Genomic DNA, 26,149 nt, shown 5'->3' with positions numbered 1-26,149 from the left:
CCGTTAAGCCCTCCAGCGCCAATGGTACTTGGACCGCAGGGTCCTGGGAGAGTAGGACGTCGCCAAGCACGAGAAGGCCTGTCGCATTATGCGGCAGGTTTTTTTGTGCTTTTTTATACATGATTTGATCGTAAAGAATACTTAAATAAAGAAACCGCTGCCCCAACCAAGAATGAATGACCTGGATGGGGCAGCGGATGACCATGTGTTATGAATAGTATATTGTGTCTTGATCAGACAATTGATTCACGATACTATCGGTGATAAAAAGAGGCTTCGTTTCTTTGCAGGCGAAGAATACCATCTTTGCGTTCTTTTCGAAAGGAGACAGAAAGGAGCATACGCGGTATGATGAGCCACAGGTGCCACCATATCGTACTAATAAGAAGGGATTCATGTACCCAAGGATATAATAGACAAGCTGCGCATAGGCCTATCCAGAACAGATGTCGATGTACTCGGCGAAATAAAGAGATCACGATATCATTAGCTGGCTTGAATCCGAACCATGGCGGTGTAATTCCCCAAACCCATCTTCTGTCTACCGCTTCATCTACTCGTATGAAGGTGAGAAGCAAAATAACAATATGGATAACTTGTACGATTGCAAATCCAAACAGCCAGCTGAATAATCCTTGCATTCCATAGATAAGCATTAGGAAACCAAGCAATATGGCTGCAGTTAGAATATGGCTGTAAACAAGCTCTGGACGAATGATTTTTCTTCTTACAAGCTGATATTGATAAATCGTAGCTGCTTGTTGATCAGCTAAAGATTGACGCATAGGCATACATTCCTTCCTGACTCGATGAGTGTCTTATATTTATATCGGCATAAAAGAGTATTCTCACCATAGTACTGGGTATGAAAAAAAGATGTTCATTTCGATTCACCACCAATGGGCTTCTCGCATACGATATACAAATATTTGAAATGGGCTATGAAACAAGTATAGAAAGATAGAATTTATGTAATAATAGTAACAATAATAGTTATATAGGTTTACAGGAAGGCGGGATAAAGATGCCAGAGGATCGTCAGCGACACTGTATAATATGCGGAGAGCAAAAGGCCGAGGCCGAAGGGATTCATATTGTATTCGAGTTTATTTGTGAATTCTGCGAGTCAGAGATTGTTAAGACGGATGTGAAGGACCCCAAATATCCTTTTTTTATTAACCAAATGAAACAAATATTTATCGAAAAAAATGCTTGAGCGGATTCTGCTATCAGAAGCTGCTCTTTTTTTTCTGAAAATCCGTTACAATAGATACTAGATTAGTAAAAGGGGAATGGATTTTCATGACTGACCGTAATCATACTCCATTATTAGATGCTTTAATTCGTCATAGCGATAGTAACCCCGTTAGTTATCATGTGCCTGGGCACCGATACGGACAGGCACTGTCTGACAAGGATCGTATTGAAAGGCAATGGTATTCAGCCATAATGAAAATAGATGTGACAGAGCTGACGGCAACGGATGACCTTCATCATCCTGAAGGGCCGATTGCAGAAGCGCAGCAATTAGCAGCACAATGCTTTGGTGCAGAAGAGACTTTCTTTCTTGTTGGAGGAAGTACTTCTGGCAATATAGCCTTGCTGCTTGCGGTATGTGAACCAGGGGACATCATTATTGTACAGCGCAATGTACATAAATCGGTTATTAACGGCTTGAAGCTTGCAGGTGCAAGGGTAGTATTCATTATGCCGGAGATCGATGTCTCTACAGGGATAGCGACGATCCCATCATTAGAGACAGTAGTGAGTGCTGCTCAACTATATCCTGAAGCAAAAGCGGTCTTTGTTACTAACCCGAATTATTATGGGATGAGTGTTGATCTGAAGTGTTATGTAGAAGAGGTTCACTCTCTTGGACTGTTATTATTGGTAGATGAAGCCCATGGTGCACATTATGGACTGCATCCTGCCTTGCCTCAGAGTGCGTTACAGGCGGGCGCCGATGCCGTTGTACAATCTACCCACAAGACACTTACGGCAATGACAATGGGGGCTATGCTGCACATACAAGGAGACAGGCTGCCTAGGGAGAGCTTACGACAAGCCTTAGCCGCTATTCAGAGCTCTAGTCCTTCCTTTCCAATAATGGCATCCTTGGATATTTCCCGAGCAATGATTGATCGCCATGGTGCAGAATGGTTTGAAGCAGGCTTGTCCGCTGCTAATAAGCTGAGACGATGGGTATATGAGGAAAGCAGCGTTTTACGTACTACTCATTCTGAGGACGTTTCGAATGCGTATGATGATATGGATCCGCTTCGCGTTATTTTATGGAATCATACAGAAGTTTTATCGGGCTTTGAGCTGCAAAAGCATATGGAGGATCGAGGCTGCTGGATTGAGATGGCTGATGCCAGGCATATTGTTCTCATCATAGGCATTCAGACATCGGAAGCAGATATAGATAAGCTGATTGCTGTGTGCCAAGAGATTGAGCTGGTTATTCTGAATTGTAATCGGGTAATAGAGAGCAAATCTTTATTATTGCCTACACCAACGATACAACAAAAAGTTTCACATGAAACAATTTCATTCAGTAGAAAAGCTAATATAGAGGGAACCATAAGAGTGGCGTTATCCCAAGCAATTAATAAACAATCAGCAGAAATGGTTATTCCTTATCCGCCAGGCATTCCTATTGTTTACCCTGGAGAGCGGTTATCAGAAGAGCTCATAGATAGAATTAAACAATTATCTAGTCTAGGAGCGAGGTTTCAGGGAGCGATAGATTCTACAATGCAGACGATTGCCGTGTACTAGCGTGAAAGCGTATTATAAATCTTCATTGTACAAGGGTAGTGGCTTTGTTAGAATGGTAGTAAGTATAATGAATGATCTCCACTAACAAAGGTTAGGAGCTACACAAAATTGAATAAGGGTATTTTTATTACTATAGAAGGCGGCGAAGGCGCTGGTAAAACAACACTGATCGAGCAATTAGTGCATACGATGCAGCAGCGTAATAAATCGGTTATGACGACTCGTGAGCCAGGAGGCATTCCGATTGCCGAACAAATCCGATCTGTTATATTGGATCGCAATCACACCGAGATGGATGCCAGAACCGAAGCGCTGTTGTACGCCGCTGCAAGACGTCAGCATTTAGTGGAGAAAGTAGCGCCTGCTCTACAGAACGGACAGATTGTTATATGCGACCGTTTTATAGACAGCAGTCTAGCTTACCAGGGTTATGCTCGAGGGCTAGGAGTGGAGGAAGTTTGGTCAATTAATCGTTTTGCAGTTGATGGAATGATGCCTCAGTTAACGATCTACATGGATATTGATCCTGAGATTGGCCTTACCCGCATCAAACAGTCAGCCGATAGAGAACTGAACCGCCTTGATCTGGAATCTCTGACCTTCCATAATCAAGTAAGAGAAGGATACAAATTATTGTTAGATCAATATCCGGATCGAATAGTAAGAATAGATGCGGGACAGACAGCTGAGGCGGTATTAAGGGATGTATTAGCTATACTTGATCAACGATTTTTCACATGATGAATGTACAAAGAGGTCTTCACAATTACAGATCGAACTAATAGATAGTGGTAACTTAACTTAATCTAATTACCAAATGGGGGGAATAGGGATGAAGTTAGTCATTGCGATCGTTCAAGATAAAGACAGTAACAGGCTGTCCAATGCCCTAGTGACAGAGGGATTCAGAGCTACTAAGCTTTCAAGTACAGGCGGCTTCCTAAAAGCCGGAAACACAACATTCATGATTGGTATTGAGGATGAGCGTGTTCCTGAGGTTATGCAAGTGATTCGCAGCAATTGTAAAGTTAGAGATCAATTAGTTACCCCAGTATCACCAATTGGGGGTTCAACGGATTCGTATATTCCGTTTCCTGTTGAAGTACAGGTCGGCGGTGCAACTGTATTCGTAGTCCCGGTTGAGCAATTCGAACATTTCTGATTGGGCGTGAGCAGTAATGAAAATTGACCATAGTTTCCGCCCGATCGGGCAAAATCGTGCTAGCAGCGATAATGCTGCTAAGCCGGTTCAAATGAAGAGCTTTGCTGATACAATGATTCAGCAGGATGCTGAGCGGACGCAGGAGCAACTGCAGCAAAAGCTGCTTGATATTCACAATCAAGGTGAGCGTCTGGCACGTACAATGACAGTTCGAGAGCTGAAGCTTTACCGTCAAATGGTAAAACGGTTCCTTGAAGACACGGTTAAGCGTGGCATTGGACTGAAGGAGCTAAGAGGTTTCGATCGTAGAGGGCGGACCAAACGGTATAAGCTGCTTGATGAGGTTGATGCTGCTCTTGTATCTATGGCAGAGGAATTGCTCGATAATGAACAAGGCAAAATAGAATTGCTAGGCCGTATTGGAGAAATTAGAGGCCTGCTAATTAATTTATTGTTTTAGATAGGAAGGATTGCGGTCTGGAATGAGCATCGAACAAGTAGCCGGGCAATGGAAGGCGAAGCGAATACTGAAGCATGCATTGCAAAGCGGCAAAGTATCGCATGCCTATTTATTTTACGGGCCATCAGGTACAGGGAAACTAGCGTTGGCTAGCGCCTTTGCAAAAGCACTATTCTGTACGGTTGGCGGAGATGACGCTTGTGATCAATGTCTGGAATGCCGTAAATTCGATAATGGTAACCAACCTGATCTTCTAAGAATAGCACCTGATGGTCAATCCATTAAGATTGATCGGATAAGGGAGCTTCAGAAAGAACTGTCCTATCGTAATAGTGGGACAAAACGTAAGGTATATATAATCGAACAAGCGGATAAGATGACCATTCAGGCAGCGAATAGCTTGCTCAAGTTTTTGGAAGAGCCGTTATCGCCTGTTGTAGCCATATTACTGACGGATAATGGACAAGCTGTTATTCCAACGATACGATCGCGGTCACAATGGGTTCCGTTTCTTCCATTTTCCTCGAATGAAATGCTCGATACGCTCGTTCAAGAAGGAGCCTCACCTATACTTGCACGGGCAGCTGTCCAATTAAGTGCAGGTCTCGATGGTGCGAGGGAAATTCTCCAACAGAATCAGTTTGCAGAAATCAGAAACCTAGTGATACAATTAGGAAGGGAAAGTCTGACCCGGTTCACCGCGGCGATGATTACTACCCAGCAGCAATTTATTAAGACGGATCTAGCGGAACAACCGCATCTGCTATTATCCTTATTGGTACTATGGTTCAAAGATATGATTCAATTTCAGGCTGGAAGACAAGAGAGTATGGTTTATATAGATCAGTTGGATTGGATTAGCAAGCATGCGTTCAACTACCCCATCGAAAGATGGATCGAGTGTATCGAGCTTACACTTGCAGCAGGTAAACGTATAAGTTCTAATGTCTCGCCACAATTGGCATTAGAGCAACTATTGGTAAACCTACAGGAGGGCTAAATCCTTGTATAATGTCGTCGGTGTCCGCTTCAAGAAAGCGGGCAAGATTTATTACTTCGATCCGGCCTTGCATCCCGTGGACAAGGACCAGCATGTAATTGTTGAAACGGCTCGGGGGATCGAGTATGGAAAAGTCGTAGTGGGGCAGAAGCAAGTCGGTGAATCGGATGTTGTGCTTCCACTAAAGAAAGTGATTCGAATTGCGAGCGACGTAGACGCGAAGGTCGTAGATGAGAATCGTGCCGCGGCAAAGAACGCATTTGCTATCTGCTTGGAGAAAATTAAAGACCATCAATTGAAAATGAAGCTGGTTGATGTTGAGTTCACCTTTGATCGCAACAAAATCATTTTTTATTTCACAGCTGAGGGTCGTGTAGATTTCCGGGAGCTGGTTAAGGATCTGGCAAGTGTATTCCGTACTCGGATTGAGCTTCGTCAGATTGGTGTGCGGGATGAAGCGAAGATGCTAGGCGGGATAGGACCTTGCGGACGGGTATTATGCTGTTCGTCGTGGTTAGGAGATTTCGAGCCGGTATCGATTAAGATGGCTAAGGATCAGAATTTATCTCTGAATCCGACCAAGATATCGGGATTGTGCGGTCGTCTTATGTGCTGTTTGAAATACGAGCATGACAATTACGAGAGCGTGCGGGAGGAACTGCCTGCTATCGGCAAAGTTGTTGTCACTTCATATGGAGAAGGCAAAGTTACAGGCATTAATGCCTCTACGAAGTCCGTCTATGTTCAGCTATTCGATATTTCGGGTAAGCCGAAGGAATTGCCGCTTGATGATGTAGTCATTAAGTAAGGGCAAGTGAATGGCGAATAGAATCTCCAGATTGACCAAGTGCGATGCTTACAGGTAAGTGAACGATTACGCTTGAAGCTCTGGGGTGGAAACTTGGAGAAAAAAGAGATATTTACTCAAATGGATGAACTTGATAATCGAATGGGCGAATTACATGGTGAACTTGGCGGCCTCAAACAACGGGTTAAAGAACTGTTGGAGGAGAACAAGCGGTTAAGCATGGAAAACCATCGATTGCGCAAAATTTTAAAAAGAGAAACCTCACCACAGCAGCATGAACCTGCGACTGCGCAAGCAGAGGGCGTTGCAGTTCAGCCGGCTCGTCGGGAAGTTACTGTACATTCTTCTGAGCAGGGGACACTTGATGCTCTTGCAGCCCAAGAGACTCCGGTCGGAGAAGGTCATGATAACTTGGCCAGGCTGTATCATGAGGGATTTCATATTTGCAATGTATATTACGGGCATTTAAGAACCGAAGGGGATTGTCTGTTCTGTTTATCTTTTTTAAATAAATAGCATCAATCAACCGTCCTTTCCGAAGAGGGCGGTATCTTTATGTTAAGGGAGTAATCAAGACGTGCAGGAGCAGACGAAGCTGGAGACCAATGAAAGAATAGATGATCTAATGACAGAGACAGGGCTTAGAATTATTCAGAGCCGTGAGGTGTTCAGCTTCTCGCTCGATGCCGTTCTTCTGTCTAAATTCGCTACAGTGCCGAAGCGGGGAAAAGTGATTGACCTATGTACGGGCAACGGTGTTATTCCTCTCTTGCTGACTACGAGGACAAAGGCACATATAGATGCAGTTGAAATTCAACCTCGATTGGCTAACATGGCCTGCCGTAGTGTTGAGCTCAATAAGCTGCAGGAGCAAATCACAGTGGTCGAACAAGATTTGCGAATTTATGCGAAGCAGGCAGGCAACGGTATATATGATGCTGTAACCGTCAATCCTCCCTATATGGCCATTACAGAGGGAGATCAGAATGAGAATGAGCATTATGCTATTGCCAGGCATGAAGTGCATTGTACATTAGAAGATGTTGTACAGGCTTCTGTAAGACTTGTGCGTCCTGGAGGCAGAGTAGCTATGGTGCATCGCCCTTCCCGATTCATTGAAATTATAGAAACGATGCGGAAGCATAAGCTTGAGCCAAAGCGTGTACAATTCGTTCATCCCCATGCGAATGGTGAAGCTAATATGGTGTTAATTGAAGCAATCCGTGATGGCAAGCCTGAGCTTAGACTTCTGCCACCTATCATGGTCTACCCGCAGCCGCAGGATAAAGGAGCTAATGATGGTTAATATACAGAAGAGCTTTAAAGAAACCGCAGACGGAGCTTATGGCGTTCTCTATCTAGTAGGTACACCGATTGGGAATTTGGAGGATATGACCTTCCGAGCTATACGAACATTAAAGGAAGTACAGCTTATTGCAGCGGAGGATACTAGACAGACACGAAAGTTATTAACTCACTTTGAAATATCCACTCGTCTAGTTAGCTATCATGAGCATAATAAGCAAAATAGCGGACATGAGCTTATTCGGTTACTGAAAGAAGGGCAGTCCATAGCTCTAGTTAGTGATGCGGGCTTGCCTGCAGTGTCAGATCCTGGAGCAGACCTTGTAGCGGATGCGATTGAGCAGGGAATAAAAGTGGTTCCTATTCCAGGTGCGAATGCTGCATTGTCAGCTTTGATTATTTCGGGCCTTTCAACAGAACGGTTTATGTTCACTGGATTTCCTCCAAGGGAGAAGAAGTCTCTCATCAAGTGGTTAAATCAACTGCAGAAGCAGGATGGGACTTTAATGCTGTATGAATCACCCCATCGCTTGCGTAAAACATTGGATGCTATGCTGGAATGCTGGGGAGACCGTCAAATAGCGATGGTTCGAGAATTAACGAAGAGACATGAGGAAGCAGCAAGAGGAACCATATCAGAATGTATAGCCTGGGTTGCTGAGAATCAGCCATTAGGAGAATATTGCCTAATCGTTGAAGGGGCGGATGCTGCGTCTACAGCAGGAAGATCCAATGGATCAGAAGGAATAGAAGAGGAAGGGCCATGGTGGTCTCATCTGGAATTGGAAGCACATGTTGCTCATTATGAGATGGAATATGATCGTAAAGAAGCCATTAAGAGGGCAGCTCTGGATCGCGGTATGCAGAAGCGGGAAGTGTATAACGCAGTGAATCGCTAGTCACTGCGTTATACGCGCAAAAAAAGACCTTCCTGGCCGGGTTCTAGCACAGGAAGGCATTAAGGAGTATAAAAAGGTTAGAATTAACATGTGAATGAATCTATTATAACCTATATTCTTTATTTTGTCACAGGAGTAGGCAATTCTGATAGACAAACATGGCAAACAATTTTACCTTTGAAGTAAGATACGTTCTCCGCATTGCCACAGAAGATACATGCAGGCTCATACTTTTTCAGCATGATGCGCTCACCATCAACATAAATCTCTAGAGCGTCTTTCTCTCCAATTCCAAGCGTCCGGCGCAATTCGATAGGAATAACAACGCGCCCCAGTTCATCAACTTTACGTACAATACCTGTAGATTTCATCATAATTATTATTTCCCCTCTCAGAAAGTCAATTCGTCACTATTCGACATAGTTCTTATTATTGTGTTTACTATAATACCAACCATTCCCATAATAGTCAACCGAATAATCGTCGGATGTAGCGGCGTATAAGGGAATTGACGTTACAGTTTGGTCATATTACTCTGTACTAGAATACAATAATTTCGACAAAGATGAAACTAAAATACGACACTATTCGACATTATACTAGATTTTTGTGTCGAAATAATGAACAAAAGGGGTTGAATTGGAGAATGTATCAACAATTGACAGAAGAAAAAGTGTTCAAAGATCCTGTTCACAAGTACATATATGTACAGGATCAAACCATCTGGGACTTGATTAATACAAAAGAATTCCAGCGATTGCGTCGAATTAGACAACTGGGAACCTCCTATTTAACCTTTCATGGAGCTGAGCATAGCCGATTCTCTCATTCACTTGGTGTATATGAAATTACGAGGAAGATAATTTCACAGTTTGAACGCAATAATTATCCCGGCTGGCCGCGAGAAGAACGAATGCTCGCTCTATGTGCGGCTTTGCTGCATGATGTTGGCCATGGTCCCTTCTCTCATTCCTTAGAACAGGTATTTGACACGCATCATGAGCAATGGACCTGTGCAATTCTGCTGGAGGACACGGAAGTCAATCGAGTTCTTCGGCAAGTGTCCGATGATTTCCCACAGCAAGTTGCGGCAGTTATCCGTAAAACATACCCCAATCCAATCGTCATCAGCTTGATCTCAAGTCAGTTGGATGCGGATCGAATGGACTATTTGTTAAGAGATGCTTACTTCACTGGTGTGAATTATGGCAACTTCGATTTGGAGCGCATACTGCGCGTGCTTCGTCCGATTCAAGGGAAGATCGTTGTTAAGGAAAGTGGAATGCATGCCATTGAGCATTATCTAATGTCCCGCTATCAGATGTATTGGCAGATTTACTTCCATCCTGTAACAAGAAGCTCGGAGATCATATTAAGGCAAATTTTCCGCAGGGCCAAAGAGCTTCATGAAAGCGGCTATGCGTTAGGATGGATGCCGACTCCAATTAAGCATCTTCTCAATAATACAATTACCGTGAATGAATATTTGAAGCTGGATGAAGCCTATGTTCAGGCTGCATTCATTCACTGGGCTGAAGAGGCTGATGCTCTCTTGTCAGATCTCTGCGACCGCTTCTTGAATCGCCGCTTATACAAATATATAACCATAGATGAACCAGACGACACTTTATTAGAAGAAGTGCAACGCCAGTTTGTTGAAATAGGCCTTAATCCAGACTATCATATGGAGATTGACTTTCCTTTCGACCAGCCCTATGACATCTATCGTCCCGATACCAAAAAAGGAGGGAAAGAGGAGAAGACACCTATTCTGTTGTTGGACGAGCAGGATAGATTTATTGAGATCTCGGCTAAATCCGACATCGTATCCTCTATAACTGGCCTGCATCAGGGACAATATCATTTGTATTATCCAGAGGAGCCTCTGGCAGCCGCTGCAGACCAATTAAGCAAGCCTGTTCGCGAGCTATTCAAACTATAAGCCTTATTATAGAAGGAGCATGACAAAATATGATCTCTTTATTCGACACACATACCCATCTCGATGCTTCACAATTCGACGAAGACCGTGCAGAAGTGATTGAAAGAGCAAGAGCTGCTGGTGTAGATTTAATGCTTAACATTGGGTTTAATCGCGAGACGATTCCATCGACAATAGCATTAGCCGAGCAGTATGAGTTTATCTATGCTGCTGTCGGCTGGCATCCTGTCGATAGCATTGATATGAGACCTGAGGATTTGGAATGGATCGAACAGCTTTGTTCACATGAAAAGGTTGTAGCAATAGGGGAAATTGGCTTGGATTATCATTGGGATACTTCTCCCAAGGACGTGCAGCAGCGTGTGTTCCGCGAGCAGATTCGCCTAGCCAAGCGCCTTAATAAACCGATTGTTATTCATAATCGGGATGCCCATGAGGATATTCTTCGACTATTAAAGGAGGAGAATGCTTCCGAGGTTGGAGGGGTCATGCACTGTTTTTCTGGCAGTCCTGAAACCGCTAAGCAATGTCTCGATATGAACTTCTATATTTCGTTCGGTGGACCGCTTACATTCAAGAACGCGAGGGTGCCAAAAGAGGTGCTTGCAACAGTTCCTTTGGATCGATTATTAATGGAAACAGACTCCCCTTATTTGGCCCCGCATCCATATAGAGGGAAGAGAAATGAGACCTCTTATGTATCCCTTGTGGCCGACATGGTAGCTGAAATTAAGGGGAAAACGAAGGAAGAAATTGCTGAAATCACCACCCAAAATGGTAAAAAATGTTTCCGAATTCAGTAAAATCGGTTGAAAAGCAGAGAAAACGAGACCTTTACGACGATAAAACTGATTTTTGCTTGGGAAATCGGCTAAATTTTCAGTGGTAATGCTGAAATTTCGTTAAAATCGTCTTTTATCTCATCTTTACAACTAGGCTCTGGTGAAGGTATGATTCATTTCAGAGCTTTAAATTTTTGTATTGGATTTCCAGTTTGCGCTTAATCTCCATTGCGGAGAGCGGGGGAACCAGGGCGACTATGTTGGGGGAGAATGTTACCTCACAACAAGACCATGATGAATTCTTCTAGGGGTGAATTTTGCGGCGATTGCCATGAGCATTCGATCCGTGATTAGGGCAGCTCTCTTGCCCGAACCCGACAGCTAACCTCGTAAGCGTGTTATAGAGAGCGATCACCCTCGTGCATCCACCAACCCTGAAGTCTAGCAGACCATTCGGGAAGCCACGATACAGATCCTCTGTCGACGGCTTCTTTTTATTTTCCGAATAACACGGAAATGGTCGACATAGGGTAGATTTAGGAGGTGGGGGGCGTAAGAATAGACTGGAGCGTGTTGATCACGCCAATATACTATAGTCACGTCAATGTATCATGTTACACTAGGCGGCGGGGCTATGAAGGAGGACCGATGAAGTGGGCATTATCCAAGCTAAGGAAACCCATGTGAAACGATCATCCAGCATGTCTTTCGCATTGCGATGGAAGCATGGAAACTTGCGTTTGATTCTTCTGAGTGCTACTATCTCAATCGCTATGACTTTCATGTTTTTGGTGTTGTTGTACGGATCGGCTGACAAAAGCGTATCCGTAGTGGTTAATGGACAAGAAACTATTGTGAAGACAAAACAATGGGTCCTGCAACGCCTACTGGATGAACAAGCTATTACAATTGGTCCGCATGATGAGGTCTCAGTTCCTCTGAATGCGTCCATCAAAGACGGAGACCGGATTGAGATTAATTTCGCGGTTCCAGTCGTTGTAAAAGCTGATGGCAAGACCTCAACGATGTACACGACAGAGAAAACAGTGCAAGCAGCGATCGATGATTTGAATATTTCGGTTCGCGATCAAGATAAGATATTGCCATCGTTGAGCACACTAGTCACGGAGGATATGACCTTATCCGTTATCCGCGTTGACAAAAAAGTGAGTGAGAAAGAGCGTACTACTCCGTTCTCGATCGTTAAGAAGGAAGATCCGACTCTGGAGACAGGCAAGGAGAAGTTGGTTCAGACCGGTAAAGAGGGCCTTGTCGTCGAGAATATAGAGAAGCATTATGAGAATGGTGTTCTTATATCAGAGACTGTCGTGAGCAAGGTGGTTGAAGCGAGAGCGGTCAATCAGGTTGTTGCAGTCGGAACGAAGAAGGCAGAGCCTAAGGTACAGGTGCTTTCCAACAAAAGTCCAAGCCTCATGAGCTATACTAAGAGAGGTGTTACGTTCAAAGCTAAGAAAGTATTGAGCAACTTCACTCTTACGGCCTATACAGCGGATCTGCGCTCCACAGGCAAAGGAAAAGATCACCCTGATTTCGGAATCACAGCTTCCGGTACACGTGTGACAGAGGGACGTACGATTGCAGTCGATCCTAAAGTCATTCCAATCGGTTGGTGGGTATATATCGAAGGCATCGGCTTCCGCAGAGCGGAGGATAAGGGCGGTGCAATCAAAGGCAACAAAATTGATGTGTACTTCGACAGTGCGAAGCAGGCAACCAATTTTGGCAGAAAGAAAGGGTTCACGGTATACGTACTTGGGCCAAATAAGCCGTCAGCAAGCTAGGCGAGATGACGGTATCGTATTTAGAAGCTAAATATGTCATGATAAGGAGAGGCACTGCCTCTTCTTTTTGTCTGTTCAGGGGCAGTAAACATTCATTAAACAAGAGATTACGGATATAGTAAATAGACGTTGTCATAGGAATGAAGGTTGCACTTTCTTTCGATGGAAAGGGATGTTTTTATTGATTAAGGAGATTATTGTTGTAGAAGGCAAAGATGATACGGTTGCCATTAAGCGAGCGGTTGAAGCAGATACCATTGAGACGAACGGTTCCGCTATAGGAGAGGACGTTCTTAGACGCATCCTGCTGGCTCAAGAGCGAAGAGGAGTTATCATATTCACAGACCCTGATCATGCTGGTGAGCGTATTCGCAAAATTGTTGCAGGCCGCGTTCCTGGCTGTAAGCATGCTTTTCTGCCGCAGGAGAAGGCTATGTATAAAGGTGATATCGGCATTGAGAACGCTGCGCCGGAGGCCATTCGCCAAGCCCTTGCCGAACTGCGTACAGAGACGCCAGAGGGTCTGGGGGAGATTACTTGGGATGACTTGATGGATGCTGGGCTTATTGTACATCCTGAGGCAGCAAACCGTCGTCTGCTGATGGGCAATCTGCTTGGCATTGGGTATGCCAATGGCAAGCAGTTCTATAAGCGTTGTACAAGCTTCCGAATCTCCCGTGAAGAGTTCTTGGAAGCGCTGGGCAAGATGGAAGAGGGATAGGAGTGGGGATAATGAGCGGGCAAGAACAGAATATGAAGGCAGTAGAGGTAGCGACGCCTAGAAGAACCAAAGAAATTGTCGCAAAGTATGGTTTTTCTTTCAAGAAGAGCTTAGGGCAAAATTTTCTTATTGATCAGAATATATTGCACAAAATTGTAGCAGCAGCCGATCTTAATGAAACGAAGGGCGCACTTGAGATTGGACCTGGTATTGGTGCATTGACTCAGCATCTCGCGTCTGCAGCCGCAAAGGTAACAGCTGTTGAGATTGATAACCGATTAATTCCGATCCTGCGTGATGTTCTTGAAGAGGAGAATAACGTAGAGGTCGTACATGGCGATATACTGAAGCTGGATCTAAAGCAGTTATTTGAAGAGCAATTCTCGGATGTATCTGGCGTAAGCGTAGTGGCGAATTTGCCTTATTATGTGACGACACCGATTCTGATGAAGCTGCTGGAGGAACGATTGCCTTTAGAAAATATTGTTGTTATGATCCAGAAGGAAGTAGCCGAGCGGATGGCAGCCAAGCCGGGCGGCAAAGAATATGGCAGTCTCAGTGTGGCTGTGCAGTATTATTGCGAGCCGAGTCTCGTATGTATCGTGCCGCATACGGTATTCATTCCGCAGCCGAATGTGGATTCTGCTGTTATTAAGCTTGCGCTTCGGGATAAGCCTCCCGTGGATGTGCCCGATGAGGACCACTTCTTCCGTATTGTTCAGGCGAGCTTTGCTCAGCGCCGCAAGACGCTTGCGAACAATCTGACTGCCTTAGTAGGCAAGGAAAATCGTGAGCAATTAACGGAATTGCTTCATAGCTGCGATATTGACCCTGTACGTCGCGGCGAGACGCTCTCGCTTGATGAATTCGCCAGAATCAGTCGGGCGTTTCTAGAGGCTGGCTGGAGGGGTTAAAAGAGAGACAGGCTGATGAAGCTGATCAAGGTTTATTTGAATCTACAAAGAAACCGTTCCTTTCGTAAATGGCAGGTATTACTTCCATTTTGCTAAGGGTCGGTTTCTTCTTGCTTTATAAAGGAAGAGGGATAAAGTTCTGCGCACATTCCGGGCGCTTCACCCATACGATGAACGAAGAGGTGATTTACCCATGGAGCAAGGGGACCTGGTCGTCCGCAAATCATATGGCGGTGATGTGCTGTTCCAAGTTGAAGCTGTTCAATCTCATCACGCCTTGCTTAGAGGCACGGACTACCGATTGCTTGCGGATGCGCCAATTCCTGATTTATCGGTTGTTCGAGACCCTGAATCGACAAAGGCAAAGCAGCAAGTGAGGATTAAAGTTAATCATACCTTAACGAGAATGCGTCAGCAGCGAGAGCAGCAAGCCGTTCAGACTGAAGATGATATAAGGCATGCATTGCAGCAAAGCCAGCCCTATTTTGAATTACCGGGTAAAGTGCTCCATCTGGACGGGGATGGGAACTATTTGCGGAAAAGCATGCAATTGTATCAAACGATGAAAGTGCCGGCACACGGTGTACATGCGCATGAATCCCAAATGGCGGATCTTTTGTACCGCCTATTGCCACAGGTTAAACCGGATATCGTTGTGATTACCGGACACGACGGTGTGTTGAAAAATCGTGTGGGAGAGGATCTCTTCAGTCTTAGCAGCTACAAAAATTCTCAGAATTTCGTGAATGCAGTACAAGTGGCCAGACAATATGAGAAAAACAGGGATAGCCTGGTTATCGTATCTGGTGCTTGCCAATCTCACTTTGAGGCCTTGCTTCAAGTGGGTTCCAACTTCGCAAGCTCGCCTGGACGAATCTTAATTCATGCTCTTGATCCGGTCTATATTGCAATCAAAGCAGGCTATACATCTATTAAAGAAACCATAAATTTGTCGGATGTTATCGAAGGTACGATTAGTGGAATTGATGGGGTTGGCGGGATTGAAACGATGGGAAGATTCCGTGTGGGCATGCCGAAGTCAAAGGTAGGAGCTACAACCTCAGCGCTAAAAACTTAATATGCGTAATATTTTATTAAATATTCGTCAGAATCAAAAAAATGGGCGAAAACACCGTTGACAACCAAATAACTTGACTGATATAATATTTTGCTTTGTTTGACAAACTCCCTCTTTCTGGTTATAATGGACAAGGAAAGAGGTGGTAGTGGACAATGGCAAAAAATGCGCTATTGGATATAAAACGTAATTTGGAATCTCATGTCGGCTCCAAAATCCGTCTTCGAGCTAACGGTGGCCGGAGAAAGACCATCGAACGTACCGGAACGTTAGAAGAAATCTACCCTTCTGTCTTCATTGTCAAACTGGATGAGGAATCTCATGCCTTTAAGCGCGTGTCATACAGTTATGCGGATATACTGACGGAGTCGGTTGAAGTGACCGTATGCAATGATGAAGGTCAAGTCCGAATCACCCATATTCAACAATAGAGCTATAGATGCCTATAGAGGCAGTTTAGGCGCGGATGAGATATTCATTCGCGTTCTTTTTTTTATACATATCCTGACTCGCATAGACGTGAGCATCAGACACATACTAAGAAGCAATCTATTCTTGATTTGATGTGAACCTAGAAGGGTGGGGTGTGCAATGGGTCGAAGAAGAAGAAGCGTCATGTCAGAGCAAATGAAATATGAGCTGGCGAAGGACCTCGGTTTTTATGACACGGTTCAGGAAGAAGGCTGGGGCGGCATTAAAGCCAAGGATGCAGGCAATATGGTGAAGCGGGCTATTCAGCTTGCTGAGCAGGCTGTTGCCAATAAGAATAATCAGGTATAAATGGATTTAAATACAAGCTAAGAGTGCTGCACGCAAGCTCGTGTTGTTAACCTCTTAGCTTTTCTTCTGCCCGTTTGCTATAATGTTCCTTAATCTAATGTTACGAACGGGAGAGCTTAGGATGAAAATTTATGAGAAAGCTCCAGCAAAAATAAATCTGCTGCTTGATGTAATGAGGAAGCGGGAAGATGGCTTTCATGAAGTTGAGATGATAATGACAATGGTCGATTTGGCAGATCGTCTGGAGATGGAAGAACTTCCGCGTGACACCATTATTATATCGAGCCAGGCAGGGTACATACCGCTGGACGAGAAGAATCTGGCCTTTCAGGCCGCCCAACTTATTAAAGAACGTTATGATGTCCGTAAAGGCGTCTACATTCATTTGGATAAAAAAATTCCGGTGGCAGCAGGCTTGGCTGGGGGCAGCAGTGATGCTGCGGCAGCGTTGCGCGGCTTGAATCGGTTATGGAAGCTGCAAATTCCTGAGGAGGAGCTCTGCCGCCTTGGCGCTGAGCTTGGCTCCGATGTGCCATTCTGTGTTACGGGAGGTACTGCTATTGCTCGTGGACGCGGAGAGAAGCTGGAGCGGATTGTGAACCCCCCGCAATGCTGGGTCGTATTAGCTAAGCCGCCTATTAACGTCTCTACAGCAGATGTATATGGCAAATTCCGTGTATCAGAACTAAAGAGTCATCCCTCTACAGAAGCAATGGTATCTGCCATTGAAAGGGGCTCCTTTTCTGATATTTGCTCGGGGCTCGGCAATGTATTAGAGAGTGTTACCCTTGATCTGCACCCTGAGGTGCGGCAGTTGAAGGAAAGCATGCAGCGTCTAGGAGCTGATGGCGTCTTGATGTCGGGAAGCGGACCAACTGTATTTGGGCTTGTATCCAAAGAAGCTAAGCTTGCCCGGATATATAATGGGCTTAGGGGCTACTGTAAAGAAGTGTATGTGGTAAGAATGCTGACATAGTCTTCTTGCTTAAATCCGTATAAAAATGTTATATTGTCTTTATAATATTCGGATTTTAGTGGGGGGCAAAGGCTTGAAAAAGTTAAAGAGAAGTGCAAGACTGGTAGAAATGACGCACTATTTGCTTAGTCGTCCCCACACGTTAATATCGTTGACAGCATTTGCCGATCGCTATCAGTCCGCTAAATCATCGATTAGCGAGGATTTGGCGATCATCAAGGAAGTATTCGAGGATGAGGGCTTCGGTGATTTAAATACGCTTGCGGGCGCTGCAGGCGGTGTGAAATTCACACCCAAGATGCATAAGTCCACCGCGCTATCAATTATGACTAATATATGCCGCCAATTGGAACAGCCTGAAAGGGTTCTTCCTGGCGGTTATTTGTATATGACGGATATGCTTGGTCAACCGGAGCTGCTGGCTGATGTAGGACGAATGTTCGCAACAGCATTTGCTGGTCGAAATATTGACGTGATTATGACAGTAGAGACCAAAGGGATCCCGCTCGCCTATGCAGTGGCCTCCTGTCTCAATCTGCCTGTCGTTATTGTGCGCAGGGACAATAAGGTTACAGAAGGCTCGGCAGTTAGCATCAACTATGTATCCGGCTCTACTAAGCGCATTCAGACAATGTCGCTAGCAAGACGTGCTTTGAAGGAACAGTCCAGAGTTCTTATTATTGATGACTTCATGAAAGCTGGCGGAACCATTCAAGGCATGATTGATTTACTCTATGAATTCAAAGCAACCGTTGCAGGGGTTGGCGTATTCGTTGAATCAGGCGAGGTTGAGCTCGGAGAGCGTCTGCTTGAGGATTATGTATCGTTAGCCAAGCTGACAGCCGTTGATATGAAGACGAAGCAAGCGACAGTCATTGCCGGAAATTTTTTTAATTCCTAAAGAAGGCGGGTAAATAACATGGCTAACAAGCAATCTTTGCAAATGATTACGGCGGATAAGGCACCACCTGCAATTGGGCCTTATTCACATGCAGTTAAGCTCGGCGGTTTGCTATTTACTTCTGGTCAAATTCCGCTTGATCCAGAAGGTAATCTTGTAGAGGGGGGAATTGAAGAACAAACACATCAAGTATTTCGGAATTTGCAGGCTGTGCTGCAAGCAGCTGATGCCAGCTTGGCCGATGTCGTGAAAGCGACTGTTTTTATGAAGGATATGAATCAATTCGCTATCGTCAATGAGATTTATTCTTCCTATTTCGGCGAACACAAACCAGCACGCTCGGCCGTTGAGGTCGCTCGACTGCCAAAGGATGTTCTTGTCGAAATAGAGGTCATTGCATCGACATATGTCGAATAGAAGCGAAAAACTTTCTAAGTAAAAAAAATATTTTAAAAAGTGCTTTATTTTTCCAAAAAACTAGAAGGATTTTGCATGAAAACGTGGAAGTATACACCAAGTCTCAGATAGGCAAAGGTGGTGAACACAAGTGCAAATTACTGATGTCAGACTCCGCCGTGTAAATTCGGAAGGACGCATGAAGGCTATTGCTTCCATAACCATTGATAATGAATTCGTCGTTCACGATATTCGTGTTATTGATGGCAACAATGGAATGTTTGTTGCAATGCCAAGCAAGCGTACGCCAGATGGAGAATTCCGGGATATCGCTCATCCGATTTCTTCGACCACTCGGGAGAAAATCCAAGCTGCAGTACTCGCTGAATATGAGCGTGCGGCAGTAGAAGAAGTAGTCGCTATTGAAGAAGGAGCATAACCTGTCTTTTGTTGGAACGGAATTTTCCCCCTATTAGGGACGGCCTGTTCGTTTCTGCGGGGGAGTGTTGAAAGAGGGAGAGCCTTAGGGCTCTCTTTTCTTTTTATTCGTAATGGGATATATTCAAAAAGAGAAATAGGATGTTGGGGAGGAAGACAAATTGAAAGTTATGGCGATAGTACTGGCTGCCGGACAGGGCAAGCGTATGAAGTCGAAATTATATAAAGTTCTTCACCAAGTGTGCGGTAAGCCTATGGTTGGGCATGTACTTGATATTATAAAAGAAGCGCAGAGTGAGCGTGCTGTAGTAGTGGTAGGCCATGGCGCGGATGCTGTTCAGGCTTATTTGGGCGACCGTGCAGAATATGTCCTTCAAGAGCAACAGCTTGGAACCGGTCATGCGGTTCTCCAAGCAGAGGCGCTGCTAGGGCAGGAGGACGGGACGACGATCGTTATTTGCGGAGATACCCCTCTTGTACGCTCGGAGACGATTACTGCCATGCTGGAGCTTCATACGTCCAGCCATGCAGCTGCTACCGTACTGACAGCTTCCTTTGATGATCCGACCGGATATGGCCGAGTGCTGCGAAGCGCTGGTGGAGCTGTCGAAAGAATCGTAGAGCAAAAGGATTGCACACCTGAACAAGCGGCAGTGAATGAGATCAACACAGGTACCTACTGTTTTGATAATAAGAAATTGTTCAAGGCTCTTGCTGAAGTGAAAAGCGATAATGCTCAAGGCGAGTATTACTTGACGGATGTTATCGGCATATTCAAGAAAGTGGGAGAGATTGTTCAGGGCTACTGTACGGATGATGCTGCTGAGGCAATTGGTGTTAATGATCGCGTGGCTCTCGCAGAAGCAGAGCAGTGCATGCGCGGGCGCATTAACCGTAAGCATTTGATCCAAGGGGTTACTTTCATTGATCCGGCATCGACTTATATTGATGCGGACGTGCGTATTGGCGCAGATACGATCCTATATCCGGGTACGGTTCTGCGCGGAACAACGGCAATTGGCGAGGATTGTGTTATTGGACCGCAGGCTGATATCGAGAACGCAACGATCGGTAATGGCGTGACGATTAAACATTCGGTTATCGCAGAAGCGGAAATAGGGGATTTAAGCAGTGTCGGCCCATACGCTAATCTTCGTCCAGGCTCGAAGCTTGGGGTCGATTGCAAAGTGGGCGATTTCGTGGAATTGAAAAATGCAACGCTTGGCGACGGCAGCAAAGTATCTCATCTTAGCTATGTTGGCGATGCCAAGGTAGGGAAGGATGTCAATATTGGCTGCGGAGCTATTACGGTCAATTATGATGGATTTAATAAAGCTCTCACAGAGATCGGTGATGGCGCCTTTGTAGGCAGCAACGTAAATCTGATTGCACCTGTGAAGATTGGCGATGGCGCTTATGTGGTAGCTGGCTCGACGATTACGCATGATGTTCCTTCGAGCGATTTGGCGATTGCACGTGAGCGTCAAGTTAATAAGCCGGGCTATGCAGATAAAATCCGTGCGCGCGCTAAGGCGAAGCAAGAGCGCAGCAAGAAAGAGTAAGGCAGGTACTCGGAATTAAGCGATTTTTGTTTAATTATCATCAATTATGGGTAATCCTATATGGAACTTGACTTTATATAGGAGGTTTTCAAAATGTCCATACCGATGATAGCCGAACAAAGAGCAACCCATACGAAGGGTGAGCTTCGCTCCTTGAGAGAAGGGGGCAAAGTGCCTGGTGTCGTGTACGGGAAGCAGCTTGCTGAGCCGACCTCTATAAGTCTTGGAGAGAAAGAACTGCTCGCTCTGCTGAGATCACATCCTAATGCCGTATTGGAGTTAGATATCCCCTCCATTGGCAAACAGCCCGTAATGATAACCGAGGTGCAGCGTGAGCCCTTATCGCGAAAGGTGCTACATATCGACTTGCATCAGATTAATATGAATGAAGCAGTGAAGACGCAGGTGCGGATAGAGTTCGTTGGTGAGGCCAACGGCGTGAGTGAGGGAGGCATTCTTCAAGTCATGCTCCATGAGATTGACGTGGAATGTCTTCCAGGCAGCATTCCAGAGGCTATAGAAGTTAACGTAGCCGATCTGGAAATGGGCAGCAACCTGCTCGTCAAAGACATCATTGTCCCTAGTGGAGTTGAAGTGAAGTCGGATGAGGAATTGGTTGTTGTCACGGTGCTGGCACCTCAGAAGGATCTTACAGAGGAAGAAGCAGAAGATGCAGCGGTCGAGCAGCTTGAAGCGGAATCCAGATCCAATGAGGCTCATAAGAATGAAATTGTTCAAGCGTAGCATGCACACCATGCTGCTCCAAACGGTATTGCCTCAACCTGAGGCAATACCGTTTCTTCTTGTTTGACAAGAAGGGAATATCACCCTTTGTGTAGAACAAGACAGGGAGAAGACAACGGCAACACAGATTGGAGATACGCATATGAAGTGGATTGTAGGACTAGGTAACCCGGGCAACACTTATCAGGGAACGAGACATAACGTTGGGTTCATGGTCATTGATGAGCTGGCAAGACGATGGGGCATCCAGGTAACGCAAAATAAATGCAAGGCATTAGTAGGGGAAGGCAATGTGCAAGGCACGAAGGTGATTCTTATTAAACCGATGACTTATATGAACTTATCGGGAGAATCCGTCCGCGCTTTCATGGATTATTTCAAGGCAGATCTGAGCGACGGCCTTATTGTGTACGATGATCTGGACACGGAGGTTGGCAGGATAAGGCTCCGTTATCAAGGAAGCGCAGGGGGCCATAATGGCATCAAGTCGCTTATCCAGCATTTGGGCACCCAGACCTTTAACCGTGTAAGAATGGGGATCTCAAGGCCGCTGCCGGGGCGTAATATAGCGGATTATGTGCTCGATACATTTCCTAAGAGTGAGCATGAAGCAATTAAGGCGATGATTGAACAAGCCTGTGATGCCATTGAATACGGTTTAAAAGCGGACTTCGAGAATACGATGGCGAAATTTAACCGATAATTAAGCCTAAGATACACGAGGTTTGGGCATACTGAAGGGTATAACTATTCTTCAGGAGGCATACATATGGCTGTAAACTATATTTGCCGGCATTGCCGTACTTCAATGGGGATGATTGATGGAAGGGATATTACGGAGCAGCAGCTCGGTTTCCATTTCTTGACCCCCGAAGAGCGCAGCGATATAATATCGTATAACCTGAACGGTGATGTGACGGTTAAAGTAGTATGTGATTTTTGCCGAGAGGCGCTGGATGCAAATCCCGAGCTGCTGCTGGTATCCAACCCGCTGCAATAAAGGGCTTCCAAGCGATCGGCAATATAAGTAGGGCCTTAGCGATGCGGCTGAGGCTTCTTTTCGATGATAGATACTGTTTGTGTTGTTGTAAAGAAACGGGGTGCCTAAACGGTTGAAAGCGTTAATAGAGGCTTTTGCTGCGGATCCAGATGTTCAATCGGTTATAGCCGGAATTCGCAAAGGAATGCGCGAGCAGATGATATCGGGGCTTGCAGGCTCCTCCAGACAAGTGTTAGTTGCTGCAGTGAAGGAAGAGCTTGACCGTCCGTTGCTCGTCGTTACGCATAATATGTATGCTGCACAGAAGATAGCGGAGGATTTGCAGGAATGCTTGTCACCCGATCATGTATTATTATATCCCGCTAATGAGCTAGTGGCTGCTGAAGCAGCGATCTCGAGTCCCGAGACGCTGGCACAGCGCATGGACGTGCTAATCAAGCTGTCCGAAGGCTTCCGCGGGATTGTTGTCGTGCCTTTTTCAGGGGTACGGCGTTATTTGCCTAATAAGGGCATAATGGCTGATTCCAAAATTGCTATTCAAGTGGGAGCTTCCCTATCCATAGAGAGCTTTCTTCGTCAAATGTCAGGACTGGGCTATGTACGGGTAGATCGCGTGGAATCCAAAGGCGAGATGAGCGTACGGGGCGGAATTGTTGATTTCTATCCTCTTACAACGCCGCAAGCCTATCGAATTGAATGGTTCGGTGATGATGTCGATTCCATCCGGACATTCGACCCAGCTGACCAGCGTTCACTAGACAACCTGCAGGAATATACGGTGCCGCCTTGCCAAGAAATTGTGGCTGATCAGCAGAGGTTCACGGCGGCAGCCAATCATGCCGCTTCAATGCTTGAGCAGCAGCTTGAGAAAATGACGGATCGAACAGCCAAGGATCGGTTGCGCACAGAGATTGGAAGCGAGATTGAGAAGCTTCGGGAGCATATGTACTTCTCAGAACTCTATAAATATATTTCCTTACTCTATCCCGAGAGACAGACCATTCTTGACTATTTGCCAGAGGATACGCTCCTCGTTCTAGATGAACCGACTAGATTAATTGAGACCGCACGACAATTAGAGCGTGACGAGGTGGAATGGGCAACTCATCTTCTTCAGAACGGTAAATCGCTGCCGGGCTTTGTTCTTGCGCGGGCTTCGGAAGAGATTCTGTACCATCGTCCTTTTCCAACGTTGTTTTTATCGTTGTTTCTTAGGCAGATTCCACATACGCAGCCGCAAAACATACTGAATATGACCAGCAGAGCTATGCAAAATTTCCATGGGCAAATGAACGTGCTCAAAGCGGAGATGGATCGTTGGCGCAAAACGGGTGCCAATGTCATGATGCTCGCAGGCAATGCGGAACGTATGGAGCGGATGCGGCGTGTTCTGCAAGATTATAATATAGAGCCTCCAGCTCTAATAGAGGGTAATTTGCAGTCGGGCTTCGAGCTGCCTTCTTCTCATCTGGTCATTATTACAGAAGGAGAGATGTTCTCTCAGAAGCAGCGTAAAGTACGGAGACTCGATAAAAAAATCGACAATGCTGAGCGGATTAAGAGCTATACAGAGCTCAAGGTTGGCGACCATGTCGTTCACCAGAATCATGGTATCGGCAAATATGTAGGCATCGGCACTCTGGAGATTGCCGGCATTCACAAGGACTACCTTCATATTCTGTACGCTGGGGGAGATAAGCTCTCCGTACCGATTGATCAGGTTGATATGATCCAGAAGTATGTTGGCTCAGAGGAGAAGGAGCCTAAAGTTAATAAATTAGGCGGCAGTGAATGGGTAAGGGCCAAAAATAAGGTTCGTGCCTCTGTTCAGGATATAGCGGATGATCTTATAAAGCTATATGCACAGCGTCAAGCGGCTCCGGGCTTTGCTTTTGGTGAAGATACGGATTACCAGAATGAGTTCGAGGCGATGTTCCCTTACGATGAGACTAGGGATCAGCTCAGAGCGATTGAGGAAATTAAGAAGGATATGCAGAAGTCCCAGCCGATGGATAGACTTCTCTGTGGAGATGTGGGCTACGGCAAGACGGAGGTTGCCATTCGAGCGGCATTCAAGGCTGCGATCGAAGGCAAGCAGGTTGCCGTGCTTGTACCAACGACCATTTTGGCACAGCAGCATTACGAGACGTTCCGTGAGCGCTTCTCTGGCTATCCATTCAATATTCAGGTGCTTAGCCGATTCCGCTCCCGCAAGGAGCAGAATGAGACGATGAAGGGCCTCAAAGAGGGAACCGTTGATGTTGTAATTGGAACACATCGTCTGCTGTCACAGGATATTATATTCAAGGATTTGGGACTGCTCATCGTGGACGAGGAGCAGCGGTTCGGCGTGTCGCATAAGGAAAAGCTGAAAAAGCTGAAAACGAATGTGGACGTACTGACGTTAACGGCTACACCGATCCCTAGAACGCTTCATATGTCGATGCTTGGCGTACGTGATCTCTCTGTTATTGAGACGCCGCCAGAAAATAGATTCCCTGTACAAACCTATGTCGTGGAATATAATATGGCGCTTGTCCGAGAATCCATCGAGCGTGAGCTTGCCCGCGGCGGGCAGGTCTATTATCTTTACAATCGTGTTCAGGGCATTCATCAAATGGCTGAGCTGATTACTTCCCTTGTGCCTGATGCTAAGGTTGCGGTGGGCCATGGGCAAATGTCAGAGCAGGAGCTTGAGAAGACTATTCTTGACTTTCTTGATGGCGAGTCCGACGTATTGGTCAGCACCAGCATTATCGAGACCGGAGTGGACATCCCTAATGTGAATACACTTATTGTCCATGATGCTGATAAAATGGGCCTTTCCCAGCTCTACCAGCTGCGCGGCCGGGTTGGCCGTTCGAATCGAATTGCCTATGCGTATTTCACCTATCAGCGAGATAAGGTACTAACAGAGGTTGCTGAGAAGCGGCTGCAGTCAATCAAGGAATTCACCGAGCTTGGCTCGGGCTTCAAGATTGCGATGCGCGATCTCTCCATCCGTGGAGCGGGCAATCTGCTAGGTGCGGAGCAGCACGGGTTTATTGCCTCCGTCGGCTTCGATCTGTATTCACAGATGCTGGCTGACGAAATAGCGAAGCGCAAGGCGGAGATGGAAGGCGTAGAGGTAAAAGAAGAGAAGGTCATCACGACGCATATTGATGTGAGCATTGATGCTTATCTTCCTTCTGACTATATCTATGATAGTATTCAGAAGATTGAGATCTATAAAAAAGTGGCAACGATCCGCTCGCAAGAGGAAGCGGATGATCTAGCGGAGGAAATGATTGACCGCTTCGGCAATTTGCCTCAGGCTGTCGACAATCTCTTGTCTGTTGCTAAATTGAAAGTATATGGCGCAAAATATGGCATCGAGCAGATTAGTCAAAAGGGCGATGACCTGATTGTACGTTTCGAAGCTCAGGAGCGGAAGCGGGTCGATATGAAGAAAGTGGATCAGCTATGCCTGCACTTTGAGAACCGGTTCCGGCAAGGAAGTCCGCTGGATGATTATCCGACATTGCTGCTGCGCGGCAAAGGCCTCGAGATGGACCAAAAGCTGCAATTGCTTGAGGGATTCATGAAGCAATACAAGGATGCGAGAATGGCGGAGGAAGAGCTTCAGGATGCGACTCCTTAATGTTAAATTCGCTTTGTGATGAGGTTATCTGATACAATATGTACAACTTTATAATTCG

Annotated in this window: 29 protein-coding genes and 1 riboswitch; of the genes, 27 read left to right on the top strand and 2 right to left on the bottom strand. The window is 45.7% G+C overall.

Going from position 1 to position 26,149, the window contains the following annotated elements; genetic code table 11:
• Positions 1-254: 254 nt before the first annotated feature.
• On the bottom strand, positions 255-785 hold the full coding sequence (locus AC50YO_RS23860) for a transposase (protein WP_494850906.1): 531 nt from the start codon (positions 783-785) through the stop codon (positions 255-257).
• Between the two features lie 239 nt (positions 786-1,024).
• Between AC50YO_RS23860 and AC50YO_RS23855 the strand changes: the two genes are divergently transcribed.
• The 10 genes from AC50YO_RS23855 to rsmI all read left to right on the top strand — a co-directional run bounded on the left by AC50YO_RS23855 (position 1,025) and on the right by rsmI (position 8,415).
• Positions 1,025-1,216 (top strand): sigma factor G inhibitor Gin, encoded by a 192-nt coding sequence (locus AC50YO_RS23855; protein ID WP_494850904.1) that lies wholly within the window; start codon positions 1,025-1,027, stop codon positions 1,214-1,216.
• Between the two features lie 86 nt (positions 1,217-1,302).
• Positions 1,303-2,781 (top strand): aminotransferase class I/II-fold pyridoxal phosphate-dependent enzyme, encoded by a 1,479-nt coding sequence (locus AC50YO_RS23850; protein ID WP_494850902.1) that lies wholly within the window; start codon positions 1,303-1,305, stop codon positions 2,779-2,781.
• Positions 2,782-2,889: 108 nt separating this feature from the next.
• Positions 2,890-3,522 carry a dTMP kinase gene (gene tmk, locus AC50YO_RS23845; protein WP_494850901.1) on the top strand — a complete coding sequence of 211 codons (633 nt, stop codon included), beginning with the start codon at positions 2,890-2,892 and terminating at the stop codon, positions 3,520-3,522.
• Between the two features lie 91 nt (positions 3,523-3,613).
• Positions 3,614-3,943: a cyclic di-AMP receptor DarA gene (darA, locus tag AC50YO_RS23840; RefSeq protein ID WP_494850900.1), complete on the top strand. Its 330-nt coding sequence runs from the start codon at positions 3,614-3,616 to the stop codon at positions 3,941-3,943.
• A 16-nt stretch (positions 3,944-3,959) separates the two neighbouring features.
• Positions 3,960-4,403, top strand: coding sequence for a YaaR family protein (locus tag AC50YO_RS23835; protein WP_494850898.1), 444 nt, complete (start codon positions 3,960-3,962; stop codon positions 4,401-4,403).
• A 22-nt stretch (positions 4,404-4,425) separates the two neighbouring features.
• The gene (gene holB / locus AC50YO_RS23830) at positions 4,426-5,403 is read left to right on the top strand and encodes a DNA polymerase III subunit delta' (RefSeq protein WP_494850896.1); all 978 of its coding nucleotides are present in this window, start codon (positions 4,426-4,428) and stop codon (positions 5,401-5,403) included.
• A gap of 4 nt (positions 5,404-5,407) precedes the next feature.
• The gene (locus AC50YO_RS23825) at positions 5,408-6,211 is read left to right on the top strand and encodes a PSP1 domain-containing protein (RefSeq protein ID WP_494850894.1); all 804 of its coding nucleotides are present in this window, start codon (positions 5,408-5,410) and stop codon (positions 6,209-6,211) included.
• Between the two features lie 93 nt (positions 6,212-6,304).
• Positions 6,305-6,727 (top strand): initiation-control protein YabA, encoded by a 423-nt coding sequence (locus AC50YO_RS23820; RefSeq protein WP_494850893.1) that lies wholly within the window; start codon positions 6,305-6,307, stop codon positions 6,725-6,727.
• Between the two features lie 109 nt (positions 6,728-6,836).
• A complete protein-coding gene (locus AC50YO_RS23815; RefSeq protein WP_494850916.1) occupies positions 6,837-7,517 on the top strand; it encodes a tRNA1(Val) (adenine(37)-N6)-methyltransferase in 681 nt (226 codons plus the stop codon).
• Complete coding sequence (gene rsmI, locus AC50YO_RS23810; protein WP_494850892.1) at positions 7,507-8,415, top strand: 16S rRNA (cytidine(1402)-2'-O)-methyltransferase; 909 nt, start codon at positions 7,507-7,509, stop codon at positions 8,413-8,415. The genes AC50YO_RS23815 and rsmI overlap by 11 nt, the downstream gene beginning before the upstream one ends.
• A 119-nt stretch (positions 8,416-8,534) precedes the next feature.
• On the opposite strand, the gene AC50YO_RS23805 is transcribed toward rsmI, so the two are convergent.
• The gene (locus AC50YO_RS23805; RefSeq protein ID WP_494850891.1) at positions 8,535-8,789 is read right to left on the bottom strand and encodes an AbrB/MazE/SpoVT family DNA-binding domain-containing protein; all 255 of its coding nucleotides are present in this window, start codon (positions 8,787-8,789) and stop codon (positions 8,535-8,537) included.
• A gap of 272 nt (positions 8,790-9,061) precedes the next feature.
• Here AC50YO_RS23805 and AC50YO_RS23800 point away from each other — a divergent pair, with 272 nt between their 5' ends.
• From AC50YO_RS23800 to mfd, 17 genes are all read left to right on the top strand, one after another.
• Complete coding sequence (locus AC50YO_RS23800; protein WP_494850890.1) at positions 9,062-10,357, top strand: HD domain-containing protein; 1,296 nt, start codon at positions 9,062-9,064, stop codon at positions 10,355-10,357.
• A 29-nt stretch (positions 10,358-10,386) separates the two neighbouring features.
• The gene (locus AC50YO_RS23795) at positions 10,387-11,160 is read left to right on the top strand and encodes a TatD family hydrolase (protein WP_494850888.1); all 774 of its coding nucleotides are present in this window, start codon (positions 10,387-10,389) and stop codon (positions 11,158-11,160) included.
• Positions 11,161-11,344: 184 nt separating this feature from the next.
• A riboswitch (cyclic di-AMP (ydaO/yuaA leader) is annotated at positions 11,345-11,550 on the top strand.
• Positions 11,551-11,792: 242 nt separating this feature from the next.
• Positions 11,793-12,941, top strand: coding sequence for a resuscitation-promoting factor (locus AC50YO_RS23790; protein WP_494850886.1), 1,149 nt, complete (start codon positions 11,793-11,795; stop codon positions 12,939-12,941).
• A gap of 181 nt (positions 12,942-13,122) precedes the next feature.
• On the top strand, positions 13,123-13,662 hold the full coding sequence (gene rnmV / locus AC50YO_RS23785) for a ribonuclease M5 (protein WP_494850884.1): 540 nt from the start codon (positions 13,123-13,125) through the stop codon (positions 13,660-13,662).
• Between the two features lie 11 nt (positions 13,663-13,673).
• The gene (gene rsmA, locus AC50YO_RS23780; protein ID WP_494850883.1) at positions 13,674-14,576 is read left to right on the top strand and encodes a 16S rRNA (adenine(1518)-N(6)/adenine(1519)-N(6))-dimethyltransferase RsmA; all 903 of its coding nucleotides are present in this window, start codon (positions 13,674-13,676) and stop codon (positions 14,574-14,576) included.
• A 193-nt stretch (positions 14,577-14,769) separates the two neighbouring features.
• Positions 14,770-15,654 (top strand): sporulation peptidase YabG, encoded by an 885-nt coding sequence (gene yabG, locus AC50YO_RS23775; protein ID WP_494850882.1) that lies wholly within the window; start codon positions 14,770-14,772, stop codon positions 15,652-15,654.
• A gap of 155 nt (positions 15,655-15,809) precedes the next feature.
• Complete coding sequence (gene veg, locus AC50YO_RS23770; RefSeq protein WP_494850881.1) at positions 15,810-16,085, top strand: biofilm formation stimulator Veg; 276 nt, start codon at positions 15,810-15,812, stop codon at positions 16,083-16,085.
• A gap of 160 nt (positions 16,086-16,245) precedes the next feature.
• Positions 16,246-16,434, top strand: a complete 189-nt coding sequence (locus tag AC50YO_RS23765) for a small, acid-soluble spore protein, alpha/beta type (protein ID WP_494850878.1) — start codon at positions 16,246-16,248, stop codon at positions 16,432-16,434.
• A 121-nt stretch (positions 16,435-16,555) separates the two neighbouring features.
• Positions 16,556-17,410: a 4-(cytidine 5'-diphospho)-2-C-methyl-D-erythritol kinase gene (gene ispE / locus AC50YO_RS23760; RefSeq protein ID WP_494850875.1), complete on the top strand. Its 855-nt coding sequence runs from the start codon at positions 16,556-16,558 to the stop codon at positions 17,408-17,410.
• Positions 17,411-17,483: 73 nt separating this feature from the next.
• Positions 17,484-18,311: a pur operon repressor gene (gene purR / locus AC50YO_RS23755; RefSeq protein ID WP_494850873.1), complete on the top strand. Its 828-nt coding sequence runs from the start codon at positions 17,484-17,486 to the stop codon at positions 18,309-18,311.
• Positions 18,312-18,329: 18 nt separating this feature from the next.
• Positions 18,330-18,728: a RidA family protein gene (locus AC50YO_RS23750; protein ID WP_494850872.1), complete on the top strand. Its 399-nt coding sequence runs from the start codon at positions 18,330-18,332 to the stop codon at positions 18,726-18,728.
• Positions 18,729-18,858: 130 nt separating this feature from the next.
• The gene (gene spoVG / locus AC50YO_RS23745; protein ID WP_167282740.1) at positions 18,859-19,146 is read left to right on the top strand and encodes a septation regulator SpoVG; all 288 of its coding nucleotides are present in this window, start codon (positions 18,859-18,861) and stop codon (positions 19,144-19,146) included.
• Between the two features lie 160 nt (positions 19,147-19,306).
• The gene (glmU, locus tag AC50YO_RS23740) at positions 19,307-20,707 is read left to right on the top strand and encodes a bifunctional UDP-N-acetylglucosamine diphosphorylase/glucosamine-1-phosphate N-acetyltransferase GlmU (protein ID WP_494850871.1); all 1,401 of its coding nucleotides are present in this window, start codon (positions 19,307-19,309) and stop codon (positions 20,705-20,707) included.
• 93 nt (positions 20,708-20,800) lie between these two features.
• Complete coding sequence (locus AC50YO_RS23735; RefSeq protein WP_494850870.1) at positions 20,801-21,451, top strand: 50S ribosomal protein L25; 651 nt, start codon at positions 20,801-20,803, stop codon at positions 21,449-21,451.
• Positions 21,452-21,593: 142 nt separating this feature from the next.
• The gene (pth, locus tag AC50YO_RS23730) at positions 21,594-22,154 is read left to right on the top strand and encodes an aminoacyl-tRNA hydrolase (protein WP_494850868.1); all 561 of its coding nucleotides are present in this window, start codon (positions 21,594-21,596) and stop codon (positions 22,152-22,154) included.
• 66 nt (positions 22,155-22,220) lie between these two features.
• Positions 22,221-22,451 (top strand): anti-sigma-F factor Fin, encoded by a 231-nt coding sequence (gene fin / locus AC50YO_RS23725; RefSeq protein ID WP_494850867.1) that lies wholly within the window; start codon positions 22,221-22,223, stop codon positions 22,449-22,451.
• Positions 22,452-22,563: 112 nt separating this feature from the next.
• Positions 22,564-26,091, top strand: coding sequence for a transcription-repair coupling factor (mfd, locus tag AC50YO_RS23720; RefSeq protein ID WP_494850866.1), 3,528 nt, complete (start codon positions 22,564-22,566; stop codon positions 26,089-26,091).
• The last annotated feature ends 58 nt before the right edge of the window (positions 26,092-26,149 follow it).

Source organism: Paenibacillus sp. J22P59 (assembly GCF_059383895.1).
This window is presented reverse-complemented; position numbering and strand designations above follow the sequence as displayed.

What these genes read in the sequence shown, in the direction of transcription:
- AC50YO_RS23860 (WP_494850906.1), bottom strand. Translation starts at nt 785, where the DNA reads ATGCGTCAATCTTTAGCTGATCAACAAGCAGCTACGATTTATCAATAT.
- AC50YO_RS23855 (WP_494850904.1), top strand. Translation starts at nt 1,025, where the DNA reads ATGCCAGAGGATCGTCAGCGACACTGTATAATATGCGGAGAGCAAAAG.
- AC50YO_RS23850 (WP_494850902.1), top strand. Translation starts at nt 1,303, where the DNA reads ATGACTGACCGTAATCATACTCCATTATTAGATGCTTTAATTCGTCAT.
- darA (WP_494850900.1), top strand. Translation starts at nt 3,614, where the DNA reads ATGAAGTTAGTCATTGCGATCGTTCAAGATAAAGACAGTAACAGGCTG.
- AC50YO_RS23835 (WP_494850898.1), top strand. Translation starts at nt 3,960, where the DNA reads ATGAAAATTGACCATAGTTTCCGCCCGATCGGGCAAAATCGTGCTAGC.
- holB (WP_494850896.1), top strand. Translation starts at nt 4,426, where the DNA reads ATGAGCATCGAACAAGTAGCCGGGCAATGGAAGGCGAAGCGAATACTG.
- AC50YO_RS23815 (WP_494850916.1), top strand. Translation starts at nt 6,837, where the DNA reads ATGACAGAGACAGGGCTTAGAATTATTCAGAGCCGTGAGGTGTTCAGC.
- rsmI (WP_494850892.1), top strand. Translation starts at nt 7,507, where the DNA reads ATGATGGTTAATATACAGAAGAGCTTTAAAGAAACCGCAGACGGAGCT.
- AC50YO_RS23805 (WP_494850891.1), bottom strand. Translation starts at nt 8,789, where the DNA reads ATGATGAAATCTACAGGTATTGTACGTAAAGTTGATGAACTGGGGCGC.
- AC50YO_RS23800 (WP_494850890.1), top strand. Translation starts at nt 9,062, where the DNA reads ATGTATCAACAATTGACAGAAGAAAAAGTGTTCAAAGATCCTGTTCAC.
- AC50YO_RS23795 (WP_494850888.1), top strand. Translation starts at nt 10,387, where the DNA reads ATGATCTCTTTATTCGACACACATACCCATCTCGATGCTTCACAATTC.
- rsmA (WP_494850883.1), top strand. Translation starts at nt 13,674, where the DNA reads ATGAGCGGGCAAGAACAGAATATGAAGGCAGTAGAGGTAGCGACGCCT.
- yabG (WP_494850882.1), top strand. Translation starts at nt 14,770, where the DNA reads ATGGAGCAAGGGGACCTGGTCGTCCGCAAATCATATGGCGGTGATGTG.
- veg (WP_494850881.1), top strand. Translation starts at nt 15,810, where the DNA reads ATGGCAAAAAATGCGCTATTGGATATAAAACGTAATTTGGAATCTCAT.
- AC50YO_RS23765 (WP_494850878.1), top strand. Translation starts at nt 16,246, where the DNA reads ATGGGTCGAAGAAGAAGAAGCGTCATGTCAGAGCAAATGAAATATGAG.
- ispE (WP_494850875.1), top strand. Translation starts at nt 16,556, where the DNA reads ATGAAAATTTATGAGAAAGCTCCAGCAAAAATAAATCTGCTGCTTGAT.
- AC50YO_RS23750 (WP_494850872.1), top strand. Translation starts at nt 18,330, where the DNA reads ATGGCTAACAAGCAATCTTTGCAAATGATTACGGCGGATAAGGCACCA.
- AC50YO_RS23735 (WP_494850870.1), top strand. Translation starts at nt 20,801, where the DNA reads ATGTCCATACCGATGATAGCCGAACAAAGAGCAACCCATACGAAGGGT.
- pth (WP_494850868.1), top strand. Translation starts at nt 21,594, where the DNA reads ATGAAGTGGATTGTAGGACTAGGTAACCCGGGCAACACTTATCAGGGA.
- fin (WP_494850867.1), top strand. Translation starts at nt 22,221, where the DNA reads ATGGCTGTAAACTATATTTGCCGGCATTGCCGTACTTCAATGGGGATG.